Source organism: Dongia sp. (assembly GCF_041909655.1).
Taxonomy (GTDB): Bacteria; Pseudomonadota; Alphaproteobacteria; order Dongiales; family Dongiaceae; genus Dongia.
The window spans coordinates 349418-361335 of sequence record NZ_JAYRDA010000002.1 but is presented as its reverse complement, the minus strand read 5'-3'; the positions used below and the strand labels follow the sequence as shown (position 1 = coordinate 361335).

9 protein-coding genes are annotated in these 11918 nt (G+C 62.5%); 4 read left to right on the top strand and 5 right to left on the bottom strand.

Annotated features, from left to right (window positions below; translation table 11 throughout):
• Positions 1 to 43 precede the first annotated feature (43 nt).
• Both ACE3PR_RS04830 and ACE3PR_RS04825 read right to left on the bottom strand, forming a co-directional pair.
• Entirely contained in the window at positions 44 to 415 is a 372-nt protein-coding gene (locus ACE3PR_RS04830) for a hypothetical protein (RefSeq protein WP_374368778.1), read from the bottom strand.
• A gap of 92 nt (positions 416 to 507) precedes the next feature.
• Positions 508 to 1413 (bottom strand): DMT family transporter, encoded by a 906-nt coding sequence (locus ACE3PR_RS04825; protein ID WP_374368776.1) that lies wholly within the window; start codon positions 1411 to 1413, stop codon positions 508 to 510.
• A gap of 190 nt (positions 1414 to 1603) precedes the next feature.
• Between ACE3PR_RS04825 and ettA the strand changes: the two genes are divergently transcribed.
• From ettA to ACE3PR_RS04805, 4 genes are all read left to right on the top strand, one after another.
• Positions 1604 to 3280: an energy-dependent translational throttle protein EttA gene (gene ettA, locus ACE3PR_RS04820; RefSeq protein WP_374368774.1), complete on the top strand. Its 1677-nt coding sequence runs from the start codon at positions 1604 to 1606 to the stop codon at positions 3278 to 3280.
• A gap of 109 nt (positions 3281 to 3389) precedes the next feature.
• Positions 3390 to 4394 carry an HlyD family secretion protein gene (locus tag ACE3PR_RS04815; protein WP_374368772.1) on the top strand — a complete coding sequence of 335 codons (1005 nt, stop codon included), beginning with the start codon at positions 3390 to 3392 and terminating at the stop codon, positions 4392 to 4394.
• Positions 4395 to 4414: 20 nt separating this feature from the next.
• The gene (rbbA, locus tag ACE3PR_RS04810) at positions 4415 to 7147 is read left to right on the top strand and encodes a ribosome-associated ATPase/putative transporter RbbA (protein WP_374368770.1); all 2733 of its coding nucleotides are present in this window, start codon (positions 4415 to 4417) and stop codon (positions 7145 to 7147) included.
• A gap of 1 nt (position 7148) precedes the next feature.
• Positions 7149 to 8285, top strand: coding sequence for an ABC transporter permease (locus ACE3PR_RS04805; RefSeq protein WP_374368767.1), 1137 nt, complete (start codon positions 7149 to 7151; stop codon positions 8283 to 8285).
• A gap of 3 nt (positions 8286 to 8288) precedes the next feature.
• Here ACE3PR_RS04805 and uvrB read toward each other — a convergent pair whose 3' ends face one another.
• From uvrB to ACE3PR_RS04790, 3 genes are all read right to left on the bottom strand, one after another.
• Positions 8289 to 10478, bottom strand: coding sequence for an excinuclease ABC subunit UvrB (uvrB, locus tag ACE3PR_RS04800; RefSeq protein ID WP_374368765.1), 2190 nt, complete (start codon positions 10476 to 10478; stop codon positions 8289 to 8291).
• Positions 10479 to 10587: 109 nt separating this feature from the next.
• Complete coding sequence (locus ACE3PR_RS04795; protein ID WP_374368763.1) at positions 10588 to 10986, bottom strand: MAPEG family protein; 399 nt, start codon at positions 10984 to 10986, stop codon at positions 10588 to 10590.
• 96 nt (positions 10987 to 11082) lie between these two features.
• Positions 11083 to 11859 (bottom strand): glutathione S-transferase family protein, encoded by a 777-nt coding sequence (locus ACE3PR_RS04790; protein ID WP_374368761.1) that lies wholly within the window; start codon positions 11857 to 11859, stop codon positions 11083 to 11085.
• Between the last annotated feature and the right edge of the window lie 59 nt (positions 11860 to 11918).

Here is an 11918-nt window from a genome sequence, read left to right as displayed (position 1 = left end):
ACTCGCGGTTTTCGGACATGGTCGTCCGGCGCGAAACGGCGCCTTAATTGACGATCTCATAGGGGAGGACAATCTGTGGCCCGCGCGCAAACAGCACACAGGTCAACCGCTCGTCCCGGCACATCTGGCTGGCGAGATTCAAGCCACCCTCGCGGCAATAATCCGCCGAGGGTGGGCAATAGCTCCAGCGCGAGCCCACACCGACATCGTTATGCATGGCGACCAGAAAAAAGCCGTTCTTGCGCACGCCGCCCTGCAATTCGCGGTATTCTTGAAAAGCGCCCCAAACGTCGCTGGTAATTTTCAGGGTTTTGCCGGGCGGATAGCTGAGAGATTCCGGCGTGCCGCAAGCCGCAACAAATGATGTCATCGCCGTGACCAAAATAATGGCTAGGCTACGCTTGAAGAAATTCATGTCGAGTGCCCCAACTCTTATGATTGATACGATGGAAACATAATCAATCAATAGGGTGGAAGCAATCTCGGCGGGCTGAACGCCGCAGGCTTTCAGGAATGCTCGCCCGAAACGCTGGCGGGGAGTTTGCGGATTCGTTCGCGGTAGGAAATGTAGAGCGCGCAGGCGATCAGGATGCCGACCCCGACAAAGGTCCAGCGGTCCGGGAAATCGCCGAAGAAATACCAGCCGGCGACCACGGCCATGATCATCTCGGCATAGGCGAAGGGAGCCAGCAACGAGGCCTCGGCATGGTCATAGGCTTTGACGATCAGCGAATGGCCGATCGTGGCGATGAGGCCGAGGAGCGGAAACATCAGCCATTGTTCGAGCGTCAGGGGCTGCCAGAAGAACAGCACGGCGATGCCGGTAAGGACGGCGCCGACGATATTGGTATGGAAAGTCGTGACCATCGGATTGGCGCGGCCCGAGATCTTGCGGGTGAGCAGCATGTAGATGGCGAGCGAGGTACCGGCGGCCAATGCCATCAGCATGCCCGGGTTGAATTCCTGGAAACCCGGCCGGATGATGATGAGCGTGCCGATGAAACCCACCACGACTGCGACCCAGCGGCGGATGCCGACCTTTTCGCCCAGCATGACCGGCGAGAGCATGGTGACGATCAAGGGCTGCACGAAGAAGATCGCCAGCGTGTCGGCGATGGGCAGGAATTTGAGGCCCCAGAAAAAGAAGAAAGTCGCCCCGCACAAGAAAAGCCCGCGCAGGGTGTGCATCCAGAAGGGATCCGGCACCACGCCCTTGAGGCCGCCGATCTTGAGGGCGAAGGGCAAGGTCAGCAGCATGCCGAAGAAAAGCCGCGCCCAGACGATCTGGATGACCGGAACACCCGTCTGGCCGAGATGTTTCGCGACCACGTCCAGGAAAGGGAGGATCGCCATGGCGGCCAGCATCAGGACGATGCCGAAAAGGGGGCGCTGGGCGGCTTCTGGGGCGGGCATGATAAAACCGGGCTCTTGGCTGGAATGGCCAATCCGGCCAGGCGGTCGCGAAGATAGCCGGGATCGCGCTCGATTTGTAGCCCGCAAAGCGGATGCTTTCCGGCCACCCCTTCCACCTACCGCCCCAATCGTCTAAGTAAGGCGCCGAAACGGCGATCAGGCCGAAGGTTTTCGTGGGTCGGAGCAAAAAATGGCGGCGTATCAATACATTTACGTGATGAAGGGTCTTTCAAAGACCTATCCGGGCGGCAAGAAGGTGCTGGAGAATATCTGGCTCTCGTTCCTGCCCGGCGCCAAGATCGGCGTGCTCGGCCATAACGGCTCGGGTAAATCGACGCTCCTCAAGATGATGGCGGGGATCGACAAGGAGTTTAACGGCGAGGCCTGGGCCGCCGACGGCGTCTCGGTGGGCTATCTGGCGCAGGAGCCGGAACTCGACCCGAAGAAGGACGTGCTCGGCAACGTCATGGAAGGCGTCGGCGCCACCGCGAAGCTGCTCGAGGATTTCGAGGCGGTCTCCAACGCCATGGCCGATCCGGATGCCGATTTCGACACGCTGCTTGCCAAGCAGGCGGAGTTGCAGGAGAAGATCGACGCCGCCGATGCCTGGGACATCCAGCGCAAGGTCGAGATCGCGATGGATGCGCTTCGCTGCCCGCCCTCGGATGCGGACGTCACCAAGCTCTCGGGCGGCGAGCGGCGCCGCGTGGCGCTTTGCCGCCTGCTGCTCTCCAATCCCGACATGCTGCTGCTCGACGAGCCTACCAACCATCTCGACGCGGAATCGGTCGCCTGGCTGGAGCATTTCCTGGAAGAATACAAGGGCACGGTTGTTGCCGTGACCCATGACCGCTATTTCCTCGACAATGTGGCCGGCTGGATTCTGGAGCTCGATCGCGGCCAGGGCATTCCCTTCGAGGGGAATTACTCCGGCTGGCTGGAGCAGAAGGCCAAGCGCCAGGAGCAGGAACAGAAATCGGAATCCTCGCGTCAGCGCGCGCTGGATCGCGAGCTGGAATGGATCCGCCAGAGCCCCAAGGCGCGCCAGGCGAAATCGAAGGCCCGCGTCACCGCCTACGAGACCTTGCTCGCTCAGCAGAACGACAAGGCCCAGGACGCAGCGCAGATCTATATTCCGGCGGGTCCCCGCCTCGGCGATCTCGTCATTGAGGCCGAGCATCTCAACAAAGGCTTCGGCGACCGTCTGTTGATCGAGGATCTCTCGTTCCGCCTGCCGCCCGGCGGCATCGTTGGCGTGATCGGCCCCAACGGCGCCGGCAAGACGACGCTCTTCCGCATGATCACCGGCCAGGAAAAACCCGATGGCGGCAGCTTCAAGGTCGGCGAGACGGTGAAGCTGGGCTATATCGATCAGTCGCGCGACAGCCTCAACGGGAACAAGACCGTGTGGGAGGAAGTTTCGGACGGTCACGACGAAATCGAACTCGGCAAGCGCAAGGTGCCGAGCCGCGCCTATGTCGCCGGTTTCAATTTCAAGGGCACCGACCAGCAGAAGAAGGTGGGCCAGCTCTCGGGCGGCGAGCGCAACCGCGTGCACCTCGCCAAGATGCTGAAATCGGGTGCCAACGTCCTGCTGCTCGACGAGCCGACCAACGATCTCGATGTCGATACCTTGCGGGCCCTGGAAGAAGCGCTGCTGGATTTTGCCGGCTGCGTGGTCGTCACCAGCCACGATCGCTGGTTCCTCGACCGCATCGCCACCCATATCCTGGCCTTCGAAGGCGACAGCCATGTGGAATGGTTCGAGGGCAATTACCAGGATTACGAGGTGGACCGCCATCGCCGCCTGGGGTCGGATGCCGACCAGCCGCACCGCATCAAGTACAAGCCGCTGGTACGGGCTTAAGTTCGGTGGGCTTGATTTAAATCAAGGCGCTTGCCGCGACGCACTGGCATGACAGAATGGGGTCGGGTTTCCGGCCCCATTCTTGTTTGTGCGGAAGGTGGTTGCGATCATGCGGCTGTTCTACATCATTCTTGCCCTGCTTCTGATTGGGGCCGGCAGTGCCGGCTATGTGTTCTGGCAGCAGCGCCAGGCCGAAGCGGCCTTGACCGGCTTTGCTGTCGCCAATGGCCGGATCGAAGTGGAACGGGTGGCGGTGGCGACCAAATATGCCGGCCGGGTCGCCGAGATAAGGGTCGATGAAGGCGATTTCGTGACCGAAGGATCGGTGGTCGCGGAAATGGATGTCGCCGAATTGCTAGCGGAACTGGCTGAAGCGAAAGCCAATGAGCGCCAGGCGCAACAAGGCATCAACAAGGCCGAGGCGGATATCGGCATTCGTCAGGCCGATCTCAATCTTGCCGAGATAGAACTCGAGCGCGCGACCACCTTGCAAAAGAAGAATGCGAGCTCGGTCGCGGAAGTGGATCGACGGCGCGCGCAACGCGATGTGGCGGCGGCATCCCTCAAGGGAGCGCTGGTGACGGTCGAGGATACCAAAGCCGCGGCCAATGCAGCCGCCGCCCGCGTGCTGCGGCTGGAAGCCGTGATCGCCGACATGACCCTGAAGGCGCCGACCGACGGCCGCGTGGAATACCGGTTGGTCAAGGCGGGCGAAGTGCTGGCGGCTGGTGGTCAGGTGGCGACCCTGCTGGATCTGGCCGATGTGCACATGGTGGTTTTCTTCCCGACGGCCGTCGCTGGCCGGGTCGGTGTCGGCGCAGAGGCGCGCATCGTCCTGGACGCCGCCGCCGAATACGTCATACCGGCGAAGATCAGCTTCGTGGCGGCGGAGGCTCAGTTCACGCCGAAATTCGTCGAAACGAAGACCGAGCGCGACAAGCTGACCTACCGGATCAAGGTCGAGATCGATCAGGAAATCCTCATGACCTATCGCGATTATGTGAAAGCGGGCCTCACCGGCAATGCCTATCTGCAGGTCGACCCGCAGGCGGCCTGGCCGGACTATCTCGCCGTGAAACTGCCGCCGGCACCCGGGGATGACGCCGCGCAATGAATGCGCCAGGGATGATCCCCATGGCAGATGTCGCGGTTCGCCTGACCGGATTGCATTACCGCCACAACCGCCACTTTGCGCTCGAGGATATCGAGCTTGCGATCCCGGCCGGGACCTCGCTCGCGGTGATCGGGCCGGACGGCGTCGGCAAATCGACCCTGTTGTCGCTGATCGCCGGGACGCGGCGCATCCAAGGCGGCAGTGTCGAGGTACTGGGCGGCGACATGCGATCGCGCGGCCATCGCGATGACGTGGCGCCGCGGATCGCCTACATGCCGCAGGGCCTCGGCAAAAATCTCTATCCCACTTTGTCCGTTGCCGAGAATATCGATTTCTTCGCCGGTCTCTTCGGCGTCGAGGGGCGGGAACGGGCCGAGCGGCGCCGGCGCTTGCTGAAAGCAACTGGCCTTGCGCCCTTTCCGGATCGGCCGTCGGGCAAGCTCTCGGGCGGCATGAAGCAGAAGCTCGGCCTCTGCTGCGCGCTGGTGCACGATCCTGATCTCTTGATCCTCGACGAACCGACCACCGGCGTCGATCCGCTGTCGCGTCGCCAGTTCTGGCAATTGATCGAAGACATCCGAACGGATCGACCCCATCTGACCATGGTGGTGGCGACGGCCTATATGGAGGAAGCCGTCCAGTTCGATCAGATCGCCATCGTCGACGGGGGTCGCCTGCTGGCCGTGGGCAAGCTGGCCGAGATCCTGCGCCAGACCGGCACGGCGAAGCTTGAAGATGCCTTCGTCGCCTTGCGTCGGGGCGGCCACCCTGTCGGGGAAATGTCGGAGTGGCATATGCCGCCACGCGTGCCTCACGATGGGCCACCCGTCATCGAAGCAAAGGAATTGACGCGGCGTTTCGGTGATTTCGTGGCGGTCGACCGGGTCAGCTTCCGCATCGAAGCGGGCGAGATCTTCGGTTTTCTCGGCTCCAATGGCTGCGGCAAGACCACCACGATGAAGATGCTGACCGGTCTGCTGCCAGTCAGCAGCGGGGAAGGTCAATTGCTGGGGCGGCCGATCGCCGCGCAGGATCGCAATACCCGCCTCAATATCGGCTACATGTCGCAGGGTTTCTCGCTCTATGAGGAACTGACCGTGCGCGCCAATCTGGAGCTGCATGCGCGGCTCTATCAGGTGCTGGCGGGCGAGATGGCCGCGCGTTTGCGCCTCGCCATGGAGCGTTTCGAGCTCACGAATCTGGCCGAGCGGAATCCCGGTGATCTTTCCCTGGGGCAGCGGCAGCGCCTGCAATTGGCGGCGGCCTGCCTGCACAATCCCAAGGTTCTCATTCTCGACGAACCCACTTCCGGCGTCGATCCGGAGGCGCGCGATGCCTTCTGGCAGCAGATCGGGCACCTTGCGCGCGAAGAAGGCGTCACCGTTTTCGTCTCCACCCATTTCATGAGCGAGGCCGCGCGCTGCGACCGCATTTCCTTCATGCATCGCGGCCGGGTTCTGGCCGTGGGCACGCCGCAGGATTTGGCTGACGAACATGGCGGCGGCGATCTCGACGAGGCCTTTGTCCATCTGATCGAACAGGAAGAAGGCGTCCTTGCGGCGTCGGTCGACGCGGAAGATACCGATTCCCGGCAGGATTGGGCGCCAGCGGGCAGATCATGGATGCCGGCTTCGCTGCGCCGGATCGGTGTCTTCGCGCGGCGCGAAACCCTGGAGCTACGCCGCGATCCGGTGCGCCTCACCTTCGCTCTTCTGGCGCCGCTCTTTCTCCTCATCTGCTTCGGTTTCGGCATGTCCTTCGATGTCGAGAATCTGCGCTATGCCGTGCTGGACCGCGACCGCTCGATCGACAGCCGGGGTGCCGTCGAAGGTTTCGGCGGGTCGGTCTATTTCTCCGAACAGCCGCCGATCGTGGATTTCAACGATCTCGACCGCCGGCTGCAATCGGGCGACGTTCAGGTGGCAATCGAGATCCCGCCGGATTTCGGGCGCTACCGGATGCAGGACCTCAAGCCGCAGATCGGCGTCTTCATCGACGGCAGCTTTCCCTTCCGCGGCGAGACGGCGCGTGGCTATGTCGAAGGGATCGCGCTCAATTACGCGGCCGAACTCGCACGGCAGACTGTCGGCCGCTATGAGGAGCCGACCGCCTTCGATTTCGTGCCGCGCTTTCGCTACAACCAGGATTTCAAGAGCGTCGTCGCCATCGTACCCGGCATCATCATGCTGTTGCTGATGCTGATCCCTGCCATGCTGACGGCTTTGGGTGTGGTGCGCGAGAAGGAGCTGGGCACCATCGCCAATCTCTATGCCTCGCCGGCGGGGATCGGCGAGTTTCTCATCGGCAAGCAACTGCCCTATATCGGCATCGGCTGTTTCGCCTTCCTGCTGATGACGCTGATGGCGGTGCCGATCTTCGGTATTTTCCCCAAGGGCAGCCTGCTTGCCATGATGGCGGGGGTTGTCCTCTACCTTGCCGCCGCGACCGGATTCGGTCTGTTGATCTCGGCCTTTTGCTCCAGCCAGGTGGCGGCCATTTTCGCTGCGGCCATTCTCTCGGTGCTGCCGGCGGTGAATTTCTCCGGCCTGCTTTACCCGACGGCGACGCTGGAAGGTGGGGCCAAATGGATCGGCCTCGGTTTTCCCGCTTCCTGGTACCAGACCATCAGCCTCGGCGTCTTCACCAAGGGGCTGGGCTTCGCCTCCTTCGGCAAGGAGTATCTGGTGCTGGCCGCATTCGCGATCGGCTATCTGGTGCTGGCGCGTCTCTGCGTCTCCAAGCAGGAGGGGTGAGATGCGCGGATTCCGCTTGTGGCTCGGCAATGTCTATCGGTTGGGGTTGAAAGAGATTGCAGCGCTTGGCCGCGACCCGGTCCTGCTCGGCCTCATGGTCTTTGCCTTCACCATCTCGGTCTATACCGTCGCCCATGGTGTCAGGACCGAAGTGCGCAATGCGGCGATCGCGGTCGTGGATGGCGACGGCTCGCAATTGTCGCGGCGCATCATCGAGGCGCTGCAGCCGCCTTATTTCCTGCCGCCGCAGGAGATCGACCGCTCCGAAATCGACGCCGGTCTCGACCGCGCCCTTTTCACCTTCGTTCTCGATCTGCCGCCGGGCATGGAATCCGATCTTCTGGCCGGGCGCCGGCCGGTGATCGGACTTTCGGTCGACGCCACCGCGATGACCCAGGCCGGGATCGGCACGCGCTACGTCAACGAGATCATCACGCGCGAGAGCTACCGGTTCCTGGGGACGCAGAGTCCCTTTGAAACGGCACCGGTCGAGGTGGTGATCCGCGCCTATTTCAATCCGAATTTGGATTCCGCCTCGTTCATGGCGGTGATGCAGGTGGTGCAGAACGTCACCATTCTGTCCATCATCCTGGTGGGCGCCGCCGTCATTCGCGAACGCGAGCGGGGCACGATCGAGCATCTGCTGGTCATGCCGGTGACAGCAAGCGAGATCGCCGCCGCCAAGATCTGGGCGAATGGCCTCGTCATCCTGTTCGGCGTGGCGCTCTCTCTGCACTTCGTTGTCAATCTGTTGCTGGGTGTGCCCGTCGCTGGCTCGAAGCTGCTGTTTCTTGGCAGTGCCGCGATCTATCTTTTCGCGACGACGGCGCTGGGCATTCTGCTCGCGACCTTTGCCAATTCCATGCCGCAATTCGGCCTGATGGCGATCCCCTGCTTCGTGGTGATGAATTTGCTCTCGGGGTCCACGACGCCGGTCGAATCCATGCCGACCTTCTTTCAGGTGGCGATGAAGATCCTGCCTTCCACCCATTTCGTGTCGCTGTCGCAGGGTGTGCTCTATCGCGGTGCCGGGTTCGACATCATCTGGCCGCAGCTTGCGATCATCGCGGTGCAGGGCGCCGTGTTCCTGGCCGTGGCACTCAGCCGTTTCAAGGTCATGCTGGCGCGGCAGGCGTGAATTCTATCTCCGCCGGTTCTTCTTGTCCTTGAAGCGCGGCGCTTCGCCGGGGCGGCCGGCACTGGAGCGGGCGCGGGGCCGGTCGGGCAGGGGTTTGCCGGCGGCGTCCAGGCCGCCCTTCAACCCGCCCGAGGTCGTGGGGATCTCCAGATCGAGGGCTTCCAGCCGCTTGATCTCGTCGCGATAGCGGGCGGCCTCCTCAAATTCCAGATTGCCGGCGGCCTCGCGCATCTTCTTCTCGAGCTCGGCCAGGGTCGCCTTGAGATTGTGGCCAAGCAGATGCCGCTCGCCGAGGATGCCGGTATCGACCGTCACGTGATCGGATTCATAGACCGATTCCATGATGTCGGAGATGTTCTTCCGGACCGATTCCGGCGTGATGCCGTTGGCGGCGTTATAGGCCTGCTGCTTCTCGCGCCGGCGGCTGGTCTCGTCCAGCGCGTATTTCAAGCTGTCGGTCATCCTGTCGGCGTAGAGCAGCACGCGGCCGTCGAGATTGCGCGCCGCGCGGCCGATGGTCTGCACCAGGCTGGTGCGTGAGCGCAGGAAACCTTCCTTGTCGGCATCCAGAATGCAGACCAGCGCACATTCCGGAATGTCGAGGCCCTCACGCAGCAGATTGATGCCGACCAGCACGTCGAAGGCGCCGAGGCGCAGATCGCGGATGATCTCGATTCGCTCCAGGGTTTCCACGTCGGAATGGATGTAGCGCACCCGCACGCCGGATTCATGGAGATATTCGGTGAGGTCCTCGGCCATGCGCTTGGTGAGCGTCGTGATGAGCACGCGCTGGCCGAGCCTTGCCGCTTCCTTGCATTCGGCGACCACGTCGTCGACCTGGGTCTCGGTCGGCCGCACGATGCAGACCGGATCGATGAGGCCCGTGGGGCGGATCACCTGTTCGATGAAGGCGCCGCCGGTCTGGTTGAGTTCCCAGGGACCGGGGGTCGCCGAGACCGCCACGGTCTGGGGACGCATGCGTTCCCATTCCTCGAATTTAAGCGGCCGGTTGTCAGTGCAGGAAGGCAGACGGAAACCGTATTCGGCAAGTGTCGACTTCCTGTGCCAGTCGCCCTTGAACATGCCGCCGATCTGCGGGATCGAGACATGGCTTTCATCGGCGAAGAGCAGCGCGTCGCCCGGCAGATATTCGAACAGGGTCGGGGGCGGCTCGCCCGGATTGCGGCCGGTCAGATAGCGCGAGTAATTCTCGATGCCGGCACAAACGCCCGTGGCCTCGATCATCTCCATGTCGAAATTGACACGCTGTTCCAGGCGCTGGGCTTCCAGCAATTTGTTCTGCGCCTCGAGATCCTTCAGCCGGATCTTGAGTTCCTCGCGGATCTGCTTCACCGCCTGATGCAAGGTCGGCTTCGGCGTCACGTAATGGCTGTTGGCGTAGATCTTGATTTCGTCCAGATCGACGATCTTCTGCCCGGTGAGCGGGTCGAATTCGGCGATCGTCTCGATCTCGTCACCGAACATGGAGAGGCGCCAGGCGCGGTCTTCCATATGGGCCGGGAAAAGTTCCAGCACGTCGCCTTTCAAACGGAAGGTGCCGCGGTAGAAGGCCGTCTCGTTGCGCTTGTACTGGAGCTCGATGAGGCGGCGCAGCAGGAGATTGAGATCGATGCTGTCGCCGGGCTTCAGCGTGATGGTCATGGTCGAATAGGTCTCGGGCGCGCCGATACCATAGATGCAGGAAACCGAGGCGACGATGATCACGTCGCGGCGCTCGAACAGGGCGCGCGTCGCCGAATGGCGCATGCGGTCGATCTGTTCGTTGAGCGAGCTTTCCTTCTCGATATAGGTATCGGTCCGCGGCACATAGGCCTCGGGCTGGTAATAGTCGTAATAGCTGACGAAGTATTCGACCGCGTTTTCCGGGAAGAAGCTTTTCATCTCGCCATAAAGCTGGGCCGCCAGGGTCTTGTTGGGCGCCAGGACCAGAGCCGGGCGCTGCACCGCCTGGATCACATGGGCCATGGTGAAGGTCTTGCCCGAGCCGGTAACGCCAAGGAGAACCTGGTCGCGTTCCTGCGCTTCGACCCCCGCAATCAATTGCGCGATCGCCTGGGGCTGGTCGCCCGCTGGAACGTAATCGGAAACGAGCTTGAATGGCTTGCCGGGGAGGGGTTCACCGGCGCCGATGGCGCGTTCCTCGACAATTGGATCTGCCTGAAGTGGTTTCATGTCACCGGTTATAGAATAAAGGCCGAACGCAAAAAAGGGGCGGGCCCGTCTCCGGACCCGCCCACTTATATGGGAAGCAAGACCGGCGGATGCCAGCCGGCCAGCGTTCCTAGAGCAATTGCAGGAAGATAAGGACGATGCCGGCCATCGAGACCACCCAGGTTCCCGTCCTCACCCAGGGAATGCCGATGAGATAGACGAGGGCATAGGCAAGCCGGGCCCAGAAGAACAATTGCGCCCCCAGTGCCGTCATCTCGTTGGCGCGGCCGCTGACATGGGCGACCAGGATGAGGGCGGCGAAGAGGCCGAGATTCTCCAGCATGTTGTAATGCGCCCGCAGCGCCCGGCCGGCGAGGCCCGCCGCCGCCGGCATGTTGTCGCGGTTCCCGGCCAAAGTGGGCAGGCCGACCTGGGGCAGATTGGCGCAAACGGCGATCAGCATCTGCACGACGCAGAGCGCCACCGACCAGACCAGCAGCATGAGATCGGTCGAAAGAGGTGTCACCATCGCAAGTCTCCTTGCAGCAAGGGAAGGCCCGCTCCCACGAGCGGGCTTCTGCGACGCTACGCCCCGTCACCGAGTCGTCCGAAACAGGCCGGCGTTTCATGCGACGCAAGAGAGGCTCGGCCGCTTTACCTCCGGCCAGCCGGCGAGGTCGAAATCCGGGTAGTACTTTTCCAGCATGCGCAGCACATAGGGATAGAGATTGTCGAAGCTCATGGCCGTATCGCGCAATTCGCCGGGGAAGAAGGGCGTCATGATCGCCGCCAGCATGGCCAGAGCCGTGGCATCGGTGCCACAGGGCCGCTCGCCCAACAGATAGGGTTTGTCGCCCAGCAGGGTGGCGAGGCTGTAGAGCGAATGGGTGGCCAGAAAGAGGATATCCTCGTCGGCATGCCGGCCGATGCCGTAGCCCAGCATGCGCTGGCGGACCGCCTCGCGCGCCTCGTTGCGCAGCCGGTCGCGGATCTCGGCCGGTGCGCCGTCAAAAAAATGCGCCGGTCCCTTGGCGAAATTGTCGGGGTCGAGCCAGCGAAACTTCATGGCGATCCAATAGAGGTGGTCCTCCAGCAGGCGCTCGATCGACCAGGCGAGTGCCCGCTGCGCAAGGTCGTAGCCGGCATCGAAATCCACCCCGTAGGACCATTCCAGATGCTGCCGGATGAAAGTGGAATCGGCGACGATCGCCGCGCCGTCCCGGATATAGGGGAGCTTGCCCTTGGGCGCCTCCGCTCGGCCGGTGAGGTTCTTGTGGTAGGGGAGGCCTGCCATGCGTAGCTGGGTCTCGGTCTTCGCTACAAAGGGGCTCGCCTCCGGCAGATCGAATTTCGGACCGAATCCAAATAGAACAATGGGTTGATCAGGTTTTGCAATCGTCATGGCCAGGCCCCTTCATGCGCTCTCGGTGATGGCTTGTTCTTTACTGCCACCCTGCTGCC